Source organism: Pseudomonas kairouanensis (assembly GCF_004682055.1).
GTDB classification, from domain to species: Bacteria; Pseudomonadota; Gammaproteobacteria; order Pseudomonadales; family Pseudomonadaceae; genus Aquipseudomonas; species Aquipseudomonas kairouanensis.
This window is the reverse complement of the sequence record NZ_QUZU01000017.1, coordinates 13090-32378: the sequence shown is the minus strand read 5'-3', so window position 1 is coordinate 32378 and position 19289 is coordinate 13090. Positions and strand designations below refer to the sequence as shown.

The window sequence follows — 19289 nt, the reverse complement described above, 5'->3', positions numbered from 1 at the left end:
ACCACTCCCTGGAGCCTTATGCCACGCTGCTTTTGGTGTTCTGAAGATCCGCTGTACATGGCATATCACGATCAAGAGTGGGGAACGCCGCTGCGCGATGCGCAGGGTTTGTTCGAGTTGCTTTTACTCGAAGGGTTCCAGGCGGGCCTTTCCTGGATCACCGTTTTACGCAAACGCGAGCATTATCGAAAGGTCTTGTTCGGCTTTGATGCAAAGCGCCTGGCACGGCTGACCGATGGTGAGATTCAAGCGCTGATGCTGGACCCAGGCATCGTGCGCAATCGCTTGAAGCTCAACGCCACCCGCCGCAATGCCGCCGCGTGGCTGGCGCTGGAGGATCCCGTGGGGTGGCTCTGGTCGTTTGTGGGCGGTGTGCCCAAGGTCAATCACTTCAAGGACCGCAGCGAAGTCCCGGCGATTACCCCCGAGGCCGAAGCCATGAGCAAAGCCCTGAAAAAAGCCGGTTTCACTTTCGTCGGCCCCACCATTTGCTATGCGTTCATGCAGGCCTCGGGCATGGTCATGGACCATACCCAAGACTGCGACCGTTACGCGGACCTGGCCAACGCCGGTTAGAATGCCGGCTTTGCGCACCACACACGATCAGGAGTGACCTGTGGAAAAGTTTAAAGGCGCCATGCTGGTAGGCGCTCTGCGATTGTTCGCGCTGCTGCCTTGGCGCGCTGTCCAGGCCGTCGGCACCGCGATTGGCTGGATCATGTGGAAAACCCCCAACCGCTCCCGCGAAACGGTGCGGATCAACCTGTCCAAATGCTTCCCGGACATGGACCCGGCCGCCCGCGAGCGCCTGGTCGGCCAAAGCCTGATGGACATCGGCAAGTCCCTGACCGAAAGCGCCTGCGCGTGGATCTGGCCCGCCCAGCGCTCCATCGACCTGGTGCGTGAAGTCGAAGGCCTGGAAGTGCTGCATGAGGCGCTGGCCTCGGGCAAAGGCGTGGTGGGCATCACCAGCCACCTGGGCAACTGGGAAGTGTTGAACCACTTCTATTGCAGCCAGTGCAAACCGATCATTTTCTACCGCCCGCCCAAGCTCAGGGCGGTGGATGAATTGCTGCGCAAACAGCGCGTGCAACTGGGCAACCGCGTGGCGGCGTCCACCAAGGAAGGCATCCTCAGCGTGATCAAGGAAGTGCGCAAAGGCGGCCAGGTGGGTATCCCTGCCGACCCGGAACCGGCTGAATCCGCGGGGATCTTCGTGCCGTTCTTCGCCACCCAGGCGCTCACCAGCAAATTTGTGCCGAACATGCTGGCCGGGCATAAAGCCGTTGGCGTGTTCCTGCATGCCCTGCGGCTGCCGGATGGTTCGGGTTACAAAGTGATTTTGGAAGCTGCGCCGGAAGATATGTACAGCACCGACACTGCCACGTCCTGCGCGGCGATGAGCAAGGTGGTGGAGCGGTATGTCGGCGCCTACCCGAGCCAGTACATGTGGAGCATGAAACGCTTCAAGAAACGCCCGCCGGGTGAGGAGCGGTGGTACTGACGTAAGCTCCACACAAAACAAATGTGGGAGCGGGCTTGCTCGCGAATACGGAGTGTCAGTCACTGAATATGTAGCTGACACACCGTATTCGCGAGCAAGCCCGCTCCCACATTTTTGATCTTCATTCAGGTCTGGCGGTCGAGTTTCTTCAGGAACACTGTCATCTCTTTTTCTGCCTGTTTGTCGCCATGGGCCTGGGCCGCTTCAATGCCCTTCTCCCACGCCAGCCGCGCCGCCGAACTGTCTTCCAAACCTAATTGGGCCTTGCCTAAAAGCTTCCATGCCGCCGAATACTTGGGGTCGAACTCCACGCATTTCTGCAAATGCTGCGCCGCCTTGGCGTTGTCCTTCAAGTCCAGGTAACCCTTGCCCAAGCCAAAGCGCAGCAGCGAGTTATCCACACCCTTGGCGAGCATTTTTTCCAGGGATTCGAGCATGTCGGTCACTCCATCAAATCAGAAAAAGCTCAGGCCCACATGGAACAGTTTCTCCACGTCGCGGATATGTTTTTTATCCACAAGAAACAGGATCACATGGTCACCGGTGGCGATCACGGTGTCGTCGTGGGCGATAAGCACCTCTTCGTCACGGATGATCGCGCCGATGGTGGTGCCCGGCGGTAAGCCGATATCACGGATGGCCTTGCCGATCACCTTGCTCGACTTGGCGTCGCCATGGGCAATCGCCTCGATGGCTTCGGCCGCACCCCGGCGCAGGGAGTGCACGCTCACGATATCGCCACGGCGAACGTGGGCCAGCAAGGTGCCGATGGTTGCCAACTGCGGGCTGATGGCGATGTCGATATCGCCGCCCTGGATCAGGTCGACGTAGGCCGGGTTATTAATGATGGTCATCACCTTCTTGGCCCCCAACCGCTTGGCCAGCAGCGACGACATGATGTTGGCTTCGTCATCGTTGGTCAGGGCCAGGAAGATATCGGCATCGGCGATGTTTTCTTCCAGCAGCAGGTCGCGGTCCGAGGCGCTGCCTTGCAGTACCACGGTGCTGTCCAGGGTGTCGGACAAATGCCGGCAGCGCGCAGGGCTCATTTCGATGATCTTGACCTGGTAGCGGCTTTCAATGGCCTCGGCCAGGCGCTCGCCGATTTGCCCACCACCGGCGATGACGATGCGCTTGTAGGTTTCATCCAGGCGGCGCATTTCGCTCATCACTGCGCGAATATTCGCTTTGGCGGCGATGAAAAACACCTCGTCATCGGCTTCGATTACCGTGTCGCCCTGGGGCAGTATCGGCCGGTCACGGCGGAAAATCGCCGCTACGCGGGTTTCCACATTGGGCATGTGCTCGCGTAACTGGCGCAGTTGCTGGCCCACCAACGGCCCGCCGTAGTAAGCCTTTACGGCGACCAGTTGCGCCTTGCCTTCGGCGAAGTCGATCACCTGCAAGGCGCCGGGAATTTCGATCAGGCGCTTGATGTAGTGGGTGACCACTTGTTCGGGGCTGATCAGCACGTCCACCGGAATCGCGTCGTTATCGAACAAGCCGGCGCGAGTCAGGTACGCCGCTTCACGCACGCGGGCGATCTTGGTCGGGGTGTGGAACAGGGTGTGGGCGACCTGGCAGGCGACCATGTTGGTCTCGTCGCTGTTGGTCACCGCCACCAGCATGTCGGCATCGTCGGCCCCGGCCTGGCGCAGCACCGTCGGGAACGACGCGCGGCCTTGCACGGTGCGGATGTCCAGGCGGTCGCCGAGGTCGCGCAGGCGCTCGCTGTCGGTGTCGACCACGGTGATGTCGTTGGCTTCGCTGGCCAAATGTTCGGCCAATGTACCGCCAACCTGCCCTGCCCCAAGGATGATGATTTTCATCCGGTCACTCCCTTAAATCATTCAGCCGCGTGCGGCGGCGATCTTGATCAGTTTGGCGTAGTAGAAGCCATCGTGTCCGCCTTCTTGCGCGAGCAGTTGGCGACCGTGGGGCTGCTTGATGCCGGCGGTCGTGGCCAGGTCCAGCTCCCGTGCGCCGCTGGTGCGGGCGAGGAAGGCTTCAATGACCTCGGTGTTTTCCGTAGGCAAGGTGGAGCAGGTGGCGTAGAGCAGGATGCCGCCCACTTCGAGGGTTGGCCACATGGCGTCGAGCAGTTCGCCTTGCAGCACCGCCAGGGCAGCGATGTCGTCGGGCTGGCGGGTGAGCTTGATGTCCGGATGACGACGGATTACGCCGGTGGCGGAGCACGGCGCGTCCAGCAGGATACGCTGGAACGGTTTGCCGTCCCACCAGGTGGCGGTGTCGCGGCCATCGGCGGCGATCAGTTCGGCGCTCAGGCCCAGGCGTGCGAGGTTCTCGCGCACGCGCACCAGGCGCTTGGCTTCCAGGTCGACGGCGACCACACCGGCCAAGTCTTTTTCGACTTCCAGGATGTGACATGTCTTACCGCCGGGTGCGCAACAGGCGTCGAGCACGCGTTGGCCAGGGGCCAGATCCAGCAGGTCGGCGGCCAATTGGGCGGCTTCGTCCTGCACGCTGATCCAGCCTTCGGCAAAGCCTGGCAGGCTGCGCACGTCGGTGGCAGCTTCGAGCACGATGCCGTCGACGCTGTACTCACACGGCGTGGCGTTGATGCCTGCGTCGGCCAGTAATTGCAGATAGGCGTCACGGCTGTGATGGCGACGGTTGACCCGCAGGATCATCGGCGGGTGCGCATTGTTCGCCGCGCAGATGGCTTCCCACTGCTCAGGCCAAAACGCTTTGAGTGATTTTTGCAGCCAGCGCGGGTGGGCGGTGCGCACCACCGGGTCATGTTCCAACTCGGCCAGCAGCGCTTCGCTTTCACGCTGGGCACGGCGCAATACGGCGTTGAGCAGCGCCTTGGCCCAGGGTTTTTTCAGCTTGTCGGCGCAACCCACCGTTTCGCCGATGGCGGCGTGGGCCGGTACGCGGGTGTAAAGCAGTTGATAGAGACCGACCAGCAGCAGCGCTTCCACATCGGCATCAGCGGCCTTGAACGGCTTTTGCAGCAATTTGGCCGCCAGCGCCGACAAGCGCGGCTGCCAGCGGGCGGTGCCAAAGGCCAGGTCCTGGGTGAAACCGCGGTCGCGGTCTTCGACCTTATCCAGCTGCGTGGGCAGCGAACTGTTCAGCGAAGCCTTGCCGTTGAGCACGGCAGCGAGAGCCTTGGCGGCGGCCAGACGTGGGTTCATTGCGCAGCCACCCCGAGGATCGTGCCCAAGGCAAATTTCTCACGACGGCTGTTGAATAAATCGCTGAAATTCAGCGCCTTGCCGCCGGGCAATTGCAGGCGGGTCAGGCACAGCGCCTGTTCACCGCAGGCGACCAACAGGCCGTCCTTGCTGGCGCCGATGATTTCACCGGGGGTGCCTTTGCCTTCGGCCAGGGTGGCGGCCAGCACTTTCAAGGCTTCGCCGTTGAGGGTGCTGTGGCAGACCGGCCACGGGTTGAAGGCACGTACCAGGCGCTCCAGCTCCACGGCCGGGCGGCTCCAGTCGATGCGTGCTTCGTCTTTGTTCAATTTGTGGGCGTAGGTGGCCAGGCTGTCGTCCTGCACTTCGCCTTCCAGGGTGCCGGCGGCAAGGCCGGCGATGGCCTGGAGTACGGCGGGCGGGCCGAGTTCGGCAAGGCGGTCGTGCAGGCTGCCGCCGGTGTCCTGGGCGGTGATCGGGGTGGTGACCTTGAGCAGCATGGGGCCGGTGTCCAGGCCCAACTCCATGCGCATCACGGTCACGCCGCTTTCGCTGTCGCCGGCCTCAACCGCGCGCTGGATCGGCGCCGCACCGCGCCAGCGTGGCAGCAGCGAGGCGTGGCTGTTGATGCAACCCAGGCGCGGGATATCCAGCACCGCTTGGGGCAGGATCAAACCATAGGCGACCACCACCAGCAGATCCGGCTTGAGCGCGGCCAACTCGGCCTGGGCCTCGGCGTTACGCAGGGTCGGCGGTTGCAGCACAGGGATGTTGTGCTCCAGGGCCAGTTGCTTGACCGGGCTTGGCATCAGTTTTTGCCCGCGACCGGCCGGGCGATCCGGCTGGGTGTACACCGCGACGATCTCATAAGGGCTGGCAAGCAGGGCCTTCAGATGTTCGGCGGCAAATTCAGGAGTGCCGGCAAAAACAATGCGCAGTGGCTCGGTCATGGGAGGTCTCGGTTAAAAGCAGTCACAAAAGAAAAAGGCTTGCCGCAGCAAGCCTTTGGAAGAAGGGCATCAAGCTTGCTGGCGATGCTTTTTTTCCAGCTTCTTCTTGATTCGGTCGCGCTTGAGCGTGGACAGGTAATCGACGAACAGCTTGCCGTTGAGGTGGTCGCATTCGTGCTGGATGCACACCGCCAACAGGCCTTCGGCAATCAGCTCGAACGGCTTGCCGTCGCGGTCCAGGGCCTTGATCTTCACGCGCAGCGGGCGCTCGACGTTCTCGTAGAACTCCGGCACCGACAGGCAGCCTTCCTGGTATTCGCCCATCTCGTCGGTCAGCGGCTCGAACTCCGGGTTGATGTACACCATGGGGGCGGTACGGTCTTCCGACAGGTCCATGACCACGACACGCTGATGCACGTTGACCTGGGTGGCGGCGAGGCCGATGCCCGGGGCTTCATACATTGTTTCAAACATGTCATCGACCAACTGACGAACCTTGTCGTCCACTACGGCCACCGGTTTGGCGATCGTGCGCAGGCGCGAGTCGGGGAATTCGAGGATGTTCAAAATAGCCATAAGCGTAATTGCTGCACATGTGAGGTAGAGGCAAATCGGCGTTGGGATGGACCCACACGACCGGTGTGAAACCCTTAAAAGCCGCGAAGGCCAAGGCATTTCACGCGAACGCACATAATAAAGGAGATTCACCCCATGAGGAAATCGCTACTCGTCTTGCTGCTATGGGCCCCGTTCGCCATGGCCCTGCTTCCCCCGCCTGTCCAGCGCCTGGACCTGCCCACCCAACAGGCCATACAGCGGTTTTTACTGCACAACCGCATTCTTGATACCCCCCAGGATCTGGACAATGCGCCTTATATCGTCGCCGCCGACGCCGGCCGTGTACTTGGCGCCAATGGCGAGCGGGTTCACGCCAGGGGCGCCCTGGACCCTTCCCAGCCCGATTACGGAATATTCCGACGCGGTAAGGTCTATACCGACCCTCAGACCCAGGAGTTACTGGGCATCAATGCCGACGATATCGGCAGTGCCCGCTTTGTCACGGCTGGCGACCTCACCACCTTGGCCGTGCAACGGGTGACCCAGGAAATACGCGCTGGCGACCGCCTGCTCCGCGCCCAATCGCCGGTGGATCCCGCCACCTTGCAGGCTCCACAGGCCCCTCCCCTGGTCAAAGGCCACATTATCGATGTTCCCAAAGGTGTCACCCAGATCGGCGTGTTGGACGCCGTCACCCTCGACAAGGGCCGGCGCGACGGTCTGGTTGAAGGCCAGCTGCTCGCGGTTATCAAGGCTGGCGCCACCGTAAGAGATCTCCTCAGCAGCGCCAACACCAGACTTCCCGATGAGCGTGCCGGCACTTTGCTGGTGTTTCGCACCTACGAAAAGCTCAGTTACGGGCTGGTCCTCAGCGCTTCCCGCTCGTTGGCGGTGATGGACCGTTTCGAGACTGCCCGTCAAACGCAATAAATAGCCTGCTAAATAAGTTACCAACAGACTTATCCACAGCTTGTTCCGGTCAAGGATGATCAGATGTATCCGACAAATAGCCATGAAATATCCCCTTCAGAACTGGAAGCCCGACTACGCTTGCACAGGCTGCCAGAACTGGGTCAGAAGCGTTTTCGCATCTTGATCGAAGCCTTCGGCAGCGCCTCCAAGGCCATCAGTGCCCCTGCCAGCGCTTGGCGTTCCCTGGGGTTGCCCACCATCAGCGCCGAGGCCCGGCGCAGCCATCAAGTGCGTGACGGCGCCAGTGAGGCGTTGGCCTGGCTGGCGCGTCCGGCCCAGCATTTGCTGATGTGGGACCAACCTGACTACCCCGCACTGCTTGCCCAGATTGACGACGCGCCGCCGCTGTTATTCGTGGCAGGTGACCCTTCGATCCTGGAAAAACCGCAGCTGGCGATGGTCGGCAGCCGTCGTGCTTCACGCCCTGGCATGGACACCGCTGCCGCGTTTTCCCGCAGCCTGGCGAGTGCCGGTTTTGTCATCACCAGCGGCCTGGCGTTGGGTATCGACGGTGCAGCGCATCAAGCGGCGTTGGATGTGGGTGGCCAGACAATCGGCGTGTTGGGCACCGGCCTTGAAAACTTTTATCCACAGCGGCACAGGCGGCTTGCGGCGGCGATGATTGAGCGGGGCAGCGCGGTGGTTTCCGAGTTTCCGCTGGACGCTGCGCCCCAGGCTGGCAACTTCCCACGGCGCAACCGGATTATCAGCGGCCTGTCCCTTGGTGTGCTGGTGGTGGAAGCCAGCATGGCCAGTGGTTCGTTGATCACTGCCAAGCTGGCGGCCGAGCACGGGCGCGAGGTGTATGCGATTCCTGGCTCCATCCACCACCCAGGCGCCAAGGGTTGCCACCAGTTGATCCGCGAGGGCGCGGTGTTGGTGGAAACCATCGAGCACATCCTGGAGGGGCTGCGCGGCTGGCAGGCATTGTCGCGCCCGGCCCCGATGCCGGTGACTCACCCGCTGGTGGCGCTGCTGCACGCCGCGCCCCATACCAGCGAAGCCCTGGCAATTGCCAGTGGGCGCCCGTTATCCCAGGTACTGGCGACCCTCACGGAATTGGAGCTGGAAGGCCAGGTGATCTGCGAAAGCGGGCGTTGGCTCGCACGCTGCTAGGTTTTGTAACAGAGATCGGTAAACTGCCCACAGCTAAAGTCCGGAGAGTGAGCAATGGTCAACAGGTGGCGTGTGCTGGAAGCCGCACGAGAAGTTCGCGCAGGCGCGGTGATTGCCTATCCAACCGAGGCGGTGTGGGGCCTGGGTTGCGATCCTTGGAATGAAGAGGCTGTGGATCGCCTGCTGGCGATCAAGAACCGCTCGGTGGACAAGGGCCTGATTGTGGTGGCGGACAATATTCGCCAGTTCGACTTCCTGTTTGAAGATTTCCCCCAAGACTGGATCGACCGCATGGCCAGTACCTGGCCAGGGCCGAACACCTGGTTGGTGCCCCATCAAGGCCTGCTGCCGGAGTGGGTTACCGGGGTGCATGACACGGTCGCGTTGCGGGTCAGTGATCATCCGTTGGTGCGGGATTTGTGCGCACAGGTGGGGCCGCTGATTTCCACTTCCGCCAACCCTCAAGGCCGCCCCGCTGCGCGCACGCGCATTCGTGTGGAGCAGTATTTCCGTGGGCAGGTGGACCTGGTATTGGGTGGCGCCCTGGGCGGGCGCAAGAACCCGAGCCTGATTCGGGATTTGGCGACGGGTGAGGTGGTGCGGCCTTCCTGAGATCGAGTCGCGGCATTCGCGAGCAAGCCCGCTCCCACATTTTGATCGATTTCCAACTGAAGGGATGCGGTCAACATGTGGGAGCGGGCTTGCTCGCGAAGAGGCCCTCAAAGCCCCTGCAACCCTCTCGTCTTACGGCAACAAAATAGTCGACCCAGTGGTCCTGCGCCCCGACAACTCCGTTTGCGCCTTGGCCGCCTCCGCCAGCGCATACCGCTGGTTGATATCAATGCGCACCTTGCCGCTCTTGATCATCGCAAACAGGTCATCGGCCATCGCCTGCAGGTTTTGCGGGTTATTGGCGTAGGTTGCCAGGGTCGGGCGGGTGACATACAGCGAGCCCTTGGCCGCCAGGATCCCCAGGTTCACGCCATCCACAGCGCCTGATGCGTTACCGAAGCTCACCACCAGGCCTCGCGGCGCAACGCTATCGAGTGACGTCAGCCAAGTGTCCTTGCCCACACCGTCGTACACCACCGGCACTTTTTTGCCGTCGGTCAATTCCAGTACGCGCTGTGCGACGTTTTCCTTGCTGTAGTCGATGGTTTCCCAGGCGCCGAGGGATTTGGCCAGGGCGGCTTTTTCCGCAGAGCTGACCGTGCCGATCAGCTTCACGCCCAACGCCTTGGCCCATTGGCAGGCCAGGGAGCCCACGCCACCGGCGGCGGCGTGGAACAAGATGGTTTCGCCGCCCTTAAGCTCATAGGTCTGGCGCAGCAGGTACTGCACGGTCAGGCCCTTGAGCATGGCGCCGGCAGCTTGTTCGAAGCTGATTTCGTCCGGCAGGTGCACCAGGTTGGCAGCAGGCAGCACATGCAGCTGGCTGTAGGCACCCAGCGGGCCGCTACCGTAGGCCACGCGGTCGCCGACCTTGAATTGGCTGACTTCACTGCCGACGGCGTCGACCACACCGGCGCCTTCTGCGCCCAGCCCGGAGGGCAATGCGGGTGGCGCGTACAGGCCGCTGCGGAAATAGGTGTCGATGAAGTTCAAGCCGATGGCCTCGTTGCGCACGCGAACCTGCTGTGGGCCCGGTTCCGCTGGCGTGTAGTCCACATACTCAAGCACTTCGGGGCCGCCATGGGCGCTGAACTGGATACGTTTTGCCATCTGCCTTCTCCTTGGGTCGAATTTGCGTAGTCGGCTATCGAACTCCTAAGCTTGATCTTCGTCAACTGCGGCGGTGCCGGGTGCGGTGGTATCCTGTGCGCCCATTTGCCGCCGACGCCCAATGGCCTCGCGTAGCTTTGCCCGATTCAAGGTGATGCCATGACTACCCGCACCGAGGCTGTAAAGGCCTACCTGCTCGACCTGCAAGACCGCATTTGCAGCGCCCTGGAAACCTTCGAGCCGGACACGCGCTTTATCGAAGACGCCTGGACCCGGCCTGCCGGCGGCGGTGGTCGCACCCGTGTGATTGCAGACGGGGCGGTGATCGAAAAAGGCGGCGTTAACTTTTCCCACGTCTTTGGCAGCGGCCTCCCACCGTCCGCCAGTGCCCATCGTCCCGAACTGGCCGGGCGTGGCTTTGAAGCCTTGGGCGTGTCGCTGGTGATCCATCCGCACAACCCGCATGTACCGACTTCCCACGCCAACGTGCGCTTTTTCATTGCGGAAAAAGAAGGCGAAGAAGCGGTGTGGTGGTTCGGTGGTGGCTTTGACCTCACGCCTTACTATGGCAATGAAGAGGACTGCATTCACTGGCACCGCGTGGCCGAGCAGGCCTGTGCACCCTTTGGGCCGGATGTGTACTCGCGCTACAAGGCCTGGTGCGACACCTATTTCCACATCAAGCACCGCAACGAACCGCGCGGTATCGGCGGCCTGTTTTTCGATGACTTGAACGAGTGGGACTTCGACACCTGCTTCGCCTTCATCCGCGCCATCGGCGACGCCTACATCGACGCTTACCTGCCGATCGTGCAGCGCCGCAAGGCCAGCGCCTACACCGAGCAACAGCGCCAATTCCAGGAGTTCCGCCGTGGCCGCTACGTTGAATTCAACCTGGTCTACGACCGTGGCACCTTGTTTGGCCTGCAATCGGGTGGGCGCACCGAGTCGATCCTGATGTCGTTGCCGCCGCAGGTGCGCTGGAGCTATGACTGGAAGGCCGAGGCCGGCAGCGAAGAAGCGCGCCTCACCGACTACTACCTGCAAGACCGCGACTGGCTGGGCGTTGCTGCGCCCAAGGCGGCTGTCTGATGGACCGTTATGTCGTATTCGGCAACCCCATCGGCCACAGCAAGTCGCCATTGATCCACCGCATGTTTGCCGAGCAGACCGGTGAACAACTGGACTACAGCACCTTGCTCGCACCACTGGAGGATTTCACCGGCTGTGCTCGTGAGTTCTTCCTACAGGGGCGTGGCGCCAACGTCACTGTGCCGTTCAAGGAAGATGCCTACCGCTTGGCCAACAGCCTGACTAAACGTGCCGAGCGCGCTGGCGCAGTGAACACCTTGAGCAAACTGGCCGATGGCAGCTTGCTGGGTGACAACACCGACGGCGCTGGCCTGGTGCGCGACCTCACGGTGAACGCCGGGTTGAGCCTGCAAGGCAAGCGCATCCTGTTGCTGGGTGCAGGCGGCGCGGTACGTGGTGCATTGGAGCCGTTGCTGGCCGAGCGGCCTGCCTCGTTGATCATCGCCAACCGCACCGTGGAAAAGGCTGAAATGCTCGCCGAACTGTTCGACGACCTGGGCCCGGTGTCGGCCAGCGGCTTCGACTGGCTGCGTGAGCCGGTGGACGTGATCATCAATGCTACGTCCGCCAGTCTGTCAGGCGATGTACCGCCAATTGCCAGCAGCCTGATTGAGCCAGGCAAGACCTTTTGCTACGACATGATGTACGCCAAGGCGCCCACCGCGTTTTGTCGCTGGGCCACTGAGCAAGGTGCAGCCGTGGCGATGGATGGTTTGGGGATGCTCGTTGAGCAGGCAGCGGAAGCGTTCTTCCTGTGGCGCGGTGTGCGTCCGGAGTCGGCGCCGGTGCTCGCCGAATTACGCCGCCAGTTGGCTTGACGCCCACTTAATGTGGGCACGGTCAATGTGGGAGCGGGCTTGCTCGCGAATGCGCAGGGTCAGTCAATGAGCATGTCGACTGACACACCGCATTCGCGAGCAAGCCCGCTCCCACATTTTTGACTGTATTCAGTCTTCGAAATGGATGGGGCAGTTGTCGGGCCCTTCCAGTTTTTTCAGTTCCTCGACAACCTGCGGCCGCGCCCGCCGAAGCGTCAAACACCGCCCCAACCCCCGCAACCTGCGCGCCTCCTGGTGCAGCATCTCCACCCCGGAATAGTCGATGAAGTTGATCTGCTGCGCCTCGATCACCACCCGTTCGCCCTGCAACCGTTGCAGGCGCACTTGCAGGTAATGGCTGGCGCCAAAAAAGATCGAGCCGCCCACCCGCAGCACATCTTCATCCCCGTCGCGCCACTGCTGCACCCGAGGTTGCGACGTGCGCTTGAGGTAGAAAAACAGCGACGCCAATACCCCTGCATAAATCGCTGTTTGCAGCTCCAGCAGCAGCGTGGCGACGCAGGTGAGCGCCATCACCACAAATTCGGCACGACTGACGCGGAACAACGCGCGAATCCCCCGCCGATCCACCAACCCCCAGCTGATCAGCAAGATGCTGGCCGCCATGCTCGGGATCGGAATATGGGCGATCAACGCCGCGCCGAACAATGCAAACAACGTTACCCAGAGTGCCGAAAATACACCCGCCAACGGCGAGCAGGCGCCCGCTTCATAGCTGAGCCCGGAGCGGGTAAACGAACCGGCCGACAGGTAACCAGAGAAAAATCCGCCAACGATATTGGATAAGCCCTGCGCCCGAACCTCCTGGTTTGCATCGAGCAACTGCTGCGAGCGGGCCGACAACGAACGGGCAATCGACAGGCTGGTCACCAGCCCCAGCATGCCCACTGCCACCGCGCTGGGCAGCAGACGCAGGATCATGTCCAGGTCCATCGGCAACGGGCTGAATGGCGGCAGCCTGCCGATAAACGAACTCACCAGCGCCACATGCCCGAACATCGCAGGCCACACCCAGGCCACCAAACTGCCCAGCGCGAGAGCAATCAGCAGCGTCGGCCAGCGCGGCACCAGATACTTGAGCAACGCGCCCACCAGCAAGGTGCCCAGCCCGAGCGCGAGGGAGGCGTGGTCCCATTCGCCGCCATGCTCCAGCAGCGCCAGCAGACTCTTGATCGCCGTGGCCTGGCTGGGCAGGTCCAAGCCCAGCAGGTTAGGCAGTTGCCCCAACGCGATCACCACGGCGGCGCCCAGGGTGAAGCCCAGTACCACTGAATGAGAGACGAAATTCACCAGCGCGCCGAAGCGCAGCATCCCCAGCAACCACTGGAAAACCCCGGCGAGAAAAGTGAGCAACAGGATCAGCGTGATGTAGTCCTGCGAACCGGGTACGGCCAACGGACTGACACTGGCGTACAACACGATGGAAATTGCCGCCGTAGGGCCGCAGATCAGGTGCCACGACGAGCCCCAGAGACACGCGATCAATACGGGGATGATGGCGGCATACAGCCCGTATTCCGGTGGGAGGCCGGCGATCAGGGCGTAGGCAATGGACTGGGGCAACGCCAGAACAGCGCCACTTAATCCGACGATGGCATCTCGCCCGACGCTGGCGCGGGTTTGGCGCGGGAGCCAGCTGAGGAAGGGGAAGAGAGTGTGGCGGTTGGGCCGGGGCATCAGGGTCTCGGTTTGAAGGTTTGCCGCAGAATATCAGTACATGCAGAACCCTGTGGAAGCGGGCTTGCTCGCGAATGCGGTGGATCAGCTAAGCAATTGTTGGCTGACACACCGCATTCGCGAGCAAGCCTGCTCCCACATTTGGATTGCGTTGGGCCTTACAGTTTGGCTTTTACGGCGGGCAACGCATCCTTGCCGTCCACCGTCTTCACACCCTCCAGCCACTTATCCAACACCGCCGGATTGGCCTTGATCCACGCCTTGGCCGCCTCGGCATTGCTGACTTTCTTATTCACCACCTCGGCCATGATGCTGTTTTCCATTTCCTGGCTAAAACTCAGGTTGGTCAGCAGTTTTCCGACATTGGGGCAGGCCTGTGCGTAACCCTTGCGGGTCAATGTGTACACGCTGCCGGTGTCGCCGAAGTACTTTTCGCCGCCCTTGAGGTAGTGCATTTTCAACTGCACGTTCATCGGGTGAGGCGTCCAACCGAGGAAGGTCACGAACTTCTGCTTCTTCACCGCCCGCGACACTTCGGCGAGCATCGCCTGTTCGCTGGACTCGATCAGCTTCCACTGGCCGAGGTCAAAGTCGTTCTTCTTGATGATCTCCTGCAATGAGATGTTGGCCGGAGCACCAGAGCCGATGCCGTAGATCTTCTTGTCGAACTTGTCGGCAAACTTGTTCAGATCAGTAAAGTCATGCACCCCGGCGTCCCACACGTAATCCGGCACGGCGAGGGTGAACTCGGTACCGTCGAGGTTCTTGGCCAGCTGCACCACATCACCATTGGCCACGAACTTGTCGTAAAAGCCCTGCTGGGCCGGCATCCAATTGCCCAGGAACACGTCTACCTGGCCATCCTTGAGCCCACCAAAGGTGATCGGCACCGCCAGGGTGTCGACCTTGGCCTTGTAGCCCATGCCGGTGAGCAAGAAACCGGCGATGGCATTGGTGGCGGCAATGTCGCTCCAGCCCGGATCGGCCATTTTTACCGTGTCACAACTGGCGTCTGCGTACACATTGGCGCTGCCCAGCGCCAACATTCCAAGTACCACGGTCAACTTTTGCATGGCCTTCCCTCAGTTTTATTGGTTTTGGCAGGGTTGTGGATAACGTGCCTTGCGCTCCAGGTCGTCGAGGTCGATATGGTTGCGCATGTATTGCTGACTGGCGTCTACCAGTGGCTGGTGGTCCCAGCTCTTCAGCTTGCCTTGGGTCAGTGCTTCAAACACCAGGCGACGGCGGCGTTGGCTGGCGAGCACCTGCTGGTGGATCGCCGGGATGTCCCATTTGGCCCGCGCCTCATTCAAAAACGCCTCGAACAGTGGCCGGTGTTCCGGTGACTGGCTGAGGTTCTCCCGCTCGTGCGGGTCGTTGTGTACATCGAACAGTAGACACGGGTCGTCTTCGCTGTAGATGAATTTGTAGGCGCCCCGGCGAATCATCATCAGCGGGCTGACGGTGCCTTCGGCCATGTATTCGCCAAATACTTCGTCGTGTCCGCCCTGCCCCTGCAAATGCGGGACCAGCGAGCGGCCGTCCAGCGCCAGGCGTGGGTCAAGCTCGCCACCGGCCAGTTCCACCAGGGTGGGCAGCAGGTCGGCGGTGGACACCGCCTGGCTGACGCGACCCGCCGCAAACTGCCCCGGTGCGCTGACCAGCAGCGGCACGCGGGCGGCCATTTCAAACCAGTGCATTTTGTACCAGAGGCCGCGCTCGCCGAGCATGTCGCCGTGGTCGCCAGAGAAAATGATGATCGTATCGTCGGCCAGGCCGGTGTCTTCCAGGGTTTGCAGCAGCTTGCCGACATTACTGTCGATGTAGCTGCACGCGCCGAAGTAGGCACGGCGTGCATCACGGATCTTATTCACGGGCAGCGGTTTGTCCCACAGGTCGTAAACCTTGAGCAGGCGCTGGGAATGCGGGTCGAGATCGCCTTGCGCTGGGGTTGTAGGCAAGGGGATATCGGTATCGTCGTACAGGTCCCAGAACGGTTTGGGAATGGTGTACGGGTCGTGGGGATGGGTCATCGACACGGTCAGGCAGAACGGCTGGTCGCCATCCTCGCGGATGTGGTCGAACAGGTACTGCTGGGCCTTGAACACCACCTCTTCGTCAAAATCCAGCTGGTTGGTGCGCACGCAAGGGCCCGCTTGCAGTACCGACGACATGTTGTGATACCAGCTAGGGCGCACGTCCGGTTCGTCCCAGTTCACCGCCCAGCCGTAGTCGGCGGGGTAGATGTCGCTGGTCAGGCGTTCTTCGTAACCGTGCAGTTGGTCGGGCCCGCAAAAGTGCATCTTGCCCGACAGCGCGGTGCGGTAGCCGAGGCGACGCAGGAAGTGGGCATAAGTCGGTACATCGGCGGGGAAATCGGCGGCGTTGTCGTAGGCGCCGATCTTGCTCGGCAACTGGCCACTGACCAGGGTGAAACGCGACGGCGCGCACAGCGGGCTGTTGCAGTAGGCGGCATCGAAGACCACGCCTTGTGCGGCAAGACGGCTGAGATTGGGCAACTTGATGGGCGAAGATCCGTAGAACGGAAGCAGCGGCGCGGCCATTTGATCGGCCATGATGAAAAGAATGTTCTTGCGCTTCATGAGTCTTCGGCATTCCATAGGCGGTGTTTATGCCAGTGAGCATGCGGCCCATGGAAAATGGGGTAAAGCCCATGAAATGCAATGTCTAGGATAAGCACAGCTTATGTATGAAGCCCTCGGTGACCTGTCCCTCGACCTGCTGCGCGCCTTTGAGGCGGCGGCACGCCATCGCAGCTTTACCGCTGCCGCAATGGAGTTGGGCACTACTCAGCCGGCTATCAGCCAGCAGATCAAACGGCTGGAGGAACAACTGGCGATCCGCCTGTTCGACCGCATCTACCGAGGTATCGAACTGACCGACGCCGGCGCGCTGCTGTTCGAGCATGTGCAAGGTGGTTTGCAGGGTATCAACCAGGGCCTGAGCCTGATCACCCAGCAGGACCAACACGAAGTGCTGCAAGTGGCCACCGATTTTGCCTTCGCCGCCTATTGGCTGATGCCGCGCTTGCACCGCTTCCACCAGGCCAACCCCCAGGTGGACGTAAGCCTGGTGACCAGCGAGCGCAACCACGCCACCCTGCGCAGCGACATCGATGTGGCGGTGCTGTTTGGCGATGGCCGCTTCAAGCAGGGCGAGAGCCTGTGGCTGTTCAACGAAGAAGTGTTCCCGGTGTGCAGCCCGCAGTGGCTCAAGGAACAGGCGACGCCGCTGACTGTACAAAACTTGCACGATTTCCCCCTGCTGCACCTGCGCCAAGAAAACAACAGCCAGTGGTTCGATTGGAGCGGTGTGTTCCGCGAACTGGGTATCAGCGCCGCGCCCACGCCGGGCCAGCTGCGCTTCGACAACTACACCTTGCTGATCCAGGCCGCGATTGCTGGCCAGGGCGTGGCCATTGGTTGGCGCCATCTGGTGGATAACCTGCTGGAGCAAAACTGGCTGTGCCGACCGATCAGCGACACGGTGATCTCACGTTTCGGCTATTACGTGGTGCAACCCCAGCGCAAGCGCCGTGGGCAGCTGGTGGAGCGTTTCGTCGAGTGGCTGGTGGCTGAGCAGGCCAACAGCGCGCAGTCATTGACCGGGCTGGCCCTGCCCTCGATTGCCGTCTAGGATTTGGCCCACATTGGATTCGGAGTCCGTCATGCAACGTATCAAGGGTTATCACGCCCATATCTATTTCGACGCCAGCACCATTGAGCAGGCGCGCACCCTGTGCGAAGACGCGGCCAAACTCTTCCCCCTGCGCATGGGCCGCGTGCACGAAAAGCCCGTGGGCCCGCACCCGGACTGGAGCTGCCAGCTGGCGTTCGACGCCGAATACATCGGCGTGGTGCTGCCGTGGCTGGTGATCCATCGCAACGGGCTGGTGGTGTTCCTGCACCCCGATACCGGCGATGACCTCAAGGACCACACGGACTATGCGGTCTGGATGGGGGCCATGCGTGAGCTGAACCTGTCAGCCTTCTCCTAAATAAAATCCCTAAATATGGGATTGATATTTATATATTGAGACTTTCTCGCCCATAGGTTTATATTCGCCGCATCCGCTCAGAACTCAGGTGAAGCGATGCAGGCGCAATTGATCGCGCTCGATTGGGGGACCAGCTCCCTTCGTGCTTACAAACTCGGCCCCGCAGGCGTGGTGCTGGAACAGCGCTCGCTGGCGTCGGGGATCATGCACTTGCCCAGCGAGCCTCGTGACATTGCCGGCGTGCCGTGCAGCGATGGTTTTGAATTGGCCTTCGATGCGGCCTGTGGCGATTGGCTTGATGCCCAGCCCGACTTGCCCGTGATCGCTTGCGGCATGGTTGGCAGCGCCCAGGGCTGGAGTGAAGCGGCCTATCGCAATACGCCTGTGGATGTCGCCAGCCTCGGCCAGGCCCTGCACCGCGTGCGCAGCCTGCGCGGCGTGGACGTGCATATCGTGCCCGGCGTGATCGAGCAGGCCGGTTTGCCCAATGTGATGCGCGGCGAAGAAACCCAAGTGCTGGGTGTGCTGCAAGGGCTCGGTGCCGAGGTGTTGATCGGCCTGCCGGGCAGCCATTCCAAATGGGTCGAAGTGGTGGATGGTTGCATTACGCACTTCGATACGTTTATGACCGGTGAGGTGTTTGCGGTGTTGAGCAAGCACAGCATCCTGGGGCGAACTCAACAGACATGCGAACAATTCCAGGCCGAAGCCTTTGACCGAGGCGTGCAGGTGGCACTGTCGAAGGATGGCCAGCGCGGCCTGCTTTCGACCCTGTTCAGCGCCCGCACCCTTGGGCTTACGGCTGAACTGACGCCGCAGCAACAGCCCGATTATCTGTCCGGCCTGCTGATTGGCCATGAACTCGCCGGCCTGCCGGAGCGCGCCAAACAACAGCCGATCATCCTGGTCGGTGCAGCGCCCCTGTGTGCCCGCTATCAACGCGCCCTCGCCCTGTGCGGCTTTGCCCAGGTCAGCCTGGCGCAGGAAGCCAGCGAGCGCGGCCTGTGGCAACTGGCCGTGGCGGCCGGGCTCATTCACCCTGTATCGGAGGCCTGACATGCTCAAGCAAGCACTCGCGCAAAACGGTTTGATCGCCATCCTGCGCGGCATTCGCCCGGACGAAGCCCAGGCCGTTGGCCAGGTGCTGTACCAGGCTGGGTTTCGCGTCATCGAAGTGCCGCTCAATTCGCCGGACCCTTACACCAGCATCCGCACCCTGCGCGACACCTTGCCCGCCGATTGCCTGATCGGTGCGGGCACGGTGTTGACGCCCGAACAGGTCGAGCAGGTGAAAGCGGCAGGCGGCCAAGTGATCGTCATGCCCCACAGCGACGCCAAGGTATTGCGTGCCGCCAAGGCCGCGGGTCTGTTCCTGTCGCCGGGGGTGGCAACGCCCACCGAAGCCTTCGCCGCCCTGGCCGAAGGCGCCGATGTATTGAAGCTGTTCCCCGCCGAGCAAATGGGCCCGGCGGTGATCAAGGCGTGGCTGGCGGTATTGCCGGCGGGCACCTTGCTGCTGCCGGTGGGCGGCATTACCCCGGACAACATGCAGGTGTTTATCGACGCCGGCGCCAAAGGGTTCGGGCTGGGTTCCGGGTTGTTCAAACCGGGTATGACAGTGGATCAGGTCGCGAGCCGCGCCCAGGCTTATGTCGCCGCCTGGAAAGCCCTGAGCTGATA

The 19289-nt window shown here is 61.8% G+C and carries 20 protein-coding genes; 11 read left to right on the top strand and 9 right to left on the bottom strand.

Annotated features, from left to right (window positions below; translation table 11 throughout):
- The first annotated feature begins 18 nt into the window (after positions 1 to 18).
- Together DYL59_RS15255 and DYL59_RS15250 are read left to right on the top strand one after the other, a co-directional pair.
- Positions 19 to 576 carry a DNA-3-methyladenine glycosylase I gene (locus DYL59_RS15255; protein ID WP_135289945.1) on the top strand — a complete coding sequence of 186 codons (558 nt, stop codon included), beginning with the start codon at positions 19 to 21 and terminating at the stop codon, positions 574 to 576.
- Between the two features lie 40 nt (positions 577 to 616).
- Positions 617 to 1504, top strand: a complete 888-nt coding sequence (locus tag DYL59_RS15250; protein ID WP_135289944.1) for a lysophospholipid acyltransferase — start codon at positions 617 to 619, stop codon at positions 1502 to 1504.
- A gap of 125 nt (positions 1505 to 1629) precedes the next feature.
- Here the strand turns inward: DYL59_RS15250 and DYL59_RS15245 are convergent, their stop codons facing one another.
- The 5 genes from DYL59_RS15245 to def all read right to left on the bottom strand — a co-directional run bounded on the left by DYL59_RS15245 (position 1630) and on the right by def (position 6191).
- Entirely contained in the window at positions 1630 to 1941 is a 312-nt protein-coding gene (locus DYL59_RS15245) for a tetratricopeptide repeat protein (protein ID WP_135289943.1), read from the bottom strand.
- A gap of 18 nt (positions 1942 to 1959) precedes the next feature.
- The gene (gene trkA, locus DYL59_RS15240) at positions 1960 to 3333 is read right to left on the bottom strand and encodes a Trk system potassium transporter TrkA (protein WP_135289942.1); all 1374 of its coding nucleotides are present in this window, start codon (positions 3331 to 3333) and stop codon (positions 1960 to 1962) included.
- Positions 3334 to 3354: 21 nt separating this feature from the next.
- A complete protein-coding gene (rsmB, locus tag DYL59_RS15235; protein WP_135289941.1) occupies positions 3355 to 4665 on the bottom strand; it encodes a 16S rRNA (cytosine(967)-C(5))-methyltransferase RsmB in 1311 nt (436 codons plus the stop codon).
- The gene (gene fmt / locus DYL59_RS15230) at positions 4662 to 5615 is read right to left on the bottom strand and encodes a methionyl-tRNA formyltransferase (protein ID WP_135289940.1); all 954 of its coding nucleotides are present in this window, start codon (positions 5613 to 5615) and stop codon (positions 4662 to 4664) included. The genes rsmB and fmt overlap by 4 nt, the downstream gene beginning before the upstream one ends.
- A 69-nt stretch (positions 5616 to 5684) precedes the next feature.
- A complete protein-coding gene (gene def / locus DYL59_RS15225) occupies positions 5685 to 6191 on the bottom strand; it encodes a peptide deformylase (protein WP_135289939.1) in 507 nt (168 codons plus the stop codon).
- Positions 6192 to 6326: 135 nt separating this feature from the next.
- Here def and DYL59_RS15220 point away from each other — a divergent pair, with 135 nt between their 5' ends.
- From DYL59_RS15220 to tsaC, 3 genes are all read left to right on the top strand, one after another.
- Positions 6327 to 7103: a peptidoglycan-binding protein gene (locus DYL59_RS15220; RefSeq protein WP_135289938.1), complete on the top strand. Its 777-nt coding sequence runs from the start codon at positions 6327 to 6329 to the stop codon at positions 7101 to 7103.
- 63 nt (positions 7104 to 7166) lie between these two features.
- On the top strand, positions 7167 to 8261 hold the full coding sequence (gene dprA, locus DYL59_RS15215) for a DNA-processing protein DprA (RefSeq protein ID WP_135289937.1): 1095 nt from the start codon (positions 7167 to 7169) through the stop codon (positions 8259 to 8261).
- Between the two features lie 54 nt (positions 8262 to 8315).
- Positions 8316 to 8873, top strand: a complete 558-nt coding sequence (tsaC, locus tag DYL59_RS15210; RefSeq protein ID WP_135289936.1) for an L-threonylcarbamoyladenylate synthase type 1 TsaC — start codon at positions 8316 to 8318, stop codon at positions 8871 to 8873.
- A gap of 132 nt (positions 8874 to 9005) precedes the next feature.
- Here the strand turns inward: tsaC and DYL59_RS15205 are convergent, their stop codons facing one another.
- Positions 9006 to 9983, bottom strand: a complete 978-nt coding sequence (locus DYL59_RS15205) for a quinone oxidoreductase family protein (RefSeq protein WP_135289935.1) — start codon at positions 9981 to 9983, stop codon at positions 9006 to 9008.
- Positions 9984 to 10142: 159 nt separating this feature from the next.
- On the opposite strand from DYL59_RS15205, the gene hemF reads away from it, so the two are divergent.
- Together hemF and aroE are read left to right on the top strand one after the other, a co-directional pair.
- Positions 10143 to 11075 carry an oxygen-dependent coproporphyrinogen oxidase gene (gene hemF, locus DYL59_RS15200; RefSeq protein ID WP_135289934.1) on the top strand — a complete coding sequence of 311 codons (933 nt, stop codon included), beginning with the start codon at positions 10143 to 10145 and terminating at the stop codon, positions 11073 to 11075.
- Positions 11075 to 11893 (top strand): shikimate dehydrogenase, encoded by an 819-nt coding sequence (gene aroE, locus DYL59_RS15195; protein WP_135289933.1) that lies wholly within the window; start codon positions 11075 to 11077, stop codon positions 11891 to 11893. The genes hemF and aroE overlap by 1 nt, the downstream gene beginning before the upstream one ends.
- Positions 11894 to 12022: 129 nt before the next feature.
- On the opposite strand, the gene DYL59_RS15190 is transcribed toward aroE, so the two are convergent.
- The 3 genes from DYL59_RS15190 to betC form a co-directional block, all read right to left on the bottom strand.
- Positions 12023 to 13591 (bottom strand): SulP family inorganic anion transporter, encoded by a 1569-nt coding sequence (locus DYL59_RS15190; RefSeq protein WP_135289932.1) that lies wholly within the window; start codon positions 13589 to 13591, stop codon positions 12023 to 12025.
- A 158-nt stretch (positions 13592 to 13749) separates the two neighbouring features.
- The gene (choX, locus tag DYL59_RS15185) at positions 13750 to 14664 is read right to left on the bottom strand and encodes a choline ABC transporter substrate-binding protein (RefSeq protein ID WP_135289931.1); all 915 of its coding nucleotides are present in this window, start codon (positions 14662 to 14664) and stop codon (positions 13750 to 13752) included.
- 15 nt (positions 14665 to 14679) lie between these two features.
- The gene (gene betC / locus DYL59_RS15180; RefSeq protein ID WP_135289930.1) at positions 14680 to 16194 is read right to left on the bottom strand and encodes a choline-sulfatase; all 1515 of its coding nucleotides are present in this window, start codon (positions 16192 to 16194) and stop codon (positions 14680 to 14682) included.
- 103 nt (positions 16195 to 16297) lie between these two features.
- Between betC and DYL59_RS15175 the strand changes: the two genes are divergently transcribed.
- The 4 genes from DYL59_RS15175 (at position 16298) to DYL59_RS15160 (ending at position 19287) form a co-directional block, all read left to right on the top strand.
- The gene (locus DYL59_RS15175) at positions 16298 to 17248 is read left to right on the top strand and encodes a choline sulfate utilization transcriptional regulator (protein ID WP_135289929.1); all 951 of its coding nucleotides are present in this window, start codon (positions 16298 to 16300) and stop codon (positions 17246 to 17248) included.
- 31 nt (positions 17249 to 17279) lie between these two features.
- The gene (locus DYL59_RS15170) at positions 17280 to 17609 is read left to right on the top strand and encodes a DOPA 4,5-dioxygenase family protein (RefSeq protein ID WP_135289928.1); all 330 of its coding nucleotides are present in this window, start codon (positions 17280 to 17282) and stop codon (positions 17607 to 17609) included.
- Positions 17610 to 17705: 96 nt separating this feature from the next.
- Positions 17706 to 18665, top strand: a complete 960-nt coding sequence (locus DYL59_RS15165; protein WP_135289927.1) for a 2-dehydro-3-deoxygalactonokinase — start codon at positions 17706 to 17708, stop codon at positions 18663 to 18665.
- Position 18666: 1 nt separating this feature from the next.
- Complete coding sequence (locus DYL59_RS15160; RefSeq protein ID WP_135289926.1) at positions 18667 to 19287, top strand: 2-dehydro-3-deoxy-6-phosphogalactonate aldolase; 621 nt, start codon at positions 18667 to 18669, stop codon at positions 19285 to 19287.
- The last annotated feature ends 2 nt before the right edge of the window (positions 19288 to 19289 follow it).

What these genes read in the sequence shown, in the direction of transcription:
- DYL59_RS15255 (WP_135289945.1), top strand. Translation starts at nt 19, where the DNA reads ATGCCACGCTGCTTTTGGTGTTCTGAAGATCCGCTGTACATGGCATAT.
- DYL59_RS15245 (WP_135289943.1), bottom strand. Translation starts at nt 1,941, where the DNA reads ATGCTCGAATCCCTGGAAAAAATGCTCGCCAAGGGTGTGGATAACTCG.
- trkA (WP_135289942.1), bottom strand. Translation starts at nt 3,333, where the DNA reads ATGAAAATCATCATCCTTGGGGCAGGGCAGGTTGGCGGTACATTGGCC.
- rsmB (WP_135289941.1), bottom strand. Translation starts at nt 4,665, where the DNA reads ATGAACCCACGTCTGGCCGCCGCCAAGGCTCTCGCTGCCGTGCTCAAC.
- fmt (WP_135289940.1), bottom strand. Translation starts at nt 5,615, where the DNA reads ATGACCGAGCCACTGCGCATTGTTTTTGCCGGCACTCCTGAATTTGCC.
- def (WP_135289939.1), bottom strand. Translation starts at nt 6,191, where the DNA reads ATGGCTATTTTGAACATCCTCGAATTCCCCGACTCGCGCCTGCGCACG.
- DYL59_RS15220 (WP_135289938.1), top strand. Translation starts at nt 6,327, where the DNA reads ATGAGGAAATCGCTACTCGTCTTGCTGCTATGGGCCCCGTTCGCCATG.
- dprA (WP_135289937.1), top strand. Translation starts at nt 7,167, where the DNA reads ATGTATCCGACAAATAGCCATGAAATATCCCCTTCAGAACTGGAAGCC.
- tsaC (WP_135289936.1), top strand. Translation starts at nt 8,316, where the DNA reads ATGGTCAACAGGTGGCGTGTGCTGGAAGCCGCACGAGAAGTTCGCGCA.
- DYL59_RS15205 (WP_135289935.1), bottom strand. Translation starts at nt 9,983, where the DNA reads ATGGCAAAACGTATCCAGTTCAGCGCCCATGGCGGCCCCGAAGTGCTT.
- hemF (WP_135289934.1), top strand. Translation starts at nt 10,143, where the DNA reads ATGACTACCCGCACCGAGGCTGTAAAGGCCTACCTGCTCGACCTGCAA.
- aroE (WP_135289933.1), top strand. Translation starts at nt 11,075, where the DNA reads ATGGACCGTTATGTCGTATTCGGCAACCCCATCGGCCACAGCAAGTCG.
- DYL59_RS15190 (WP_135289932.1), bottom strand. Translation starts at nt 13,591, where the DNA reads ATGCCCCGGCCCAACCGCCACACTCTCTTCCCCTTCCTCAGCTGGCTC.
- choX (WP_135289931.1), bottom strand. Translation starts at nt 14,664, where the DNA reads ATGCAAAAGTTGACCGTGGTACTTGGAATGTTGGCGCTGGGCAGCGCC.
- betC (WP_135289930.1), bottom strand. Translation starts at nt 16,194, where the DNA reads ATGAAGCGCAAGAACATTCTTTTCATCATGGCCGATCAAATGGCCGCG.
- DYL59_RS15175 (WP_135289929.1), top strand. Translation starts at nt 16,298, where the DNA reads ATGTATGAAGCCCTCGGTGACCTGTCCCTCGACCTGCTGCGCGCCTTT.
- DYL59_RS15170 (WP_135289928.1), top strand. Translation starts at nt 17,280, where the DNA reads ATGCAACGTATCAAGGGTTATCACGCCCATATCTATTTCGACGCCAGC.
- DYL59_RS15165 (WP_135289927.1), top strand. Translation starts at nt 17,706, where the DNA reads ATGCAGGCGCAATTGATCGCGCTCGATTGGGGGACCAGCTCCCTTCGT.
- DYL59_RS15160 (WP_135289926.1), top strand. Translation starts at nt 18,667, where the DNA reads ATGCTCAAGCAAGCACTCGCGCAAAACGGTTTGATCGCCATCCTGCGC.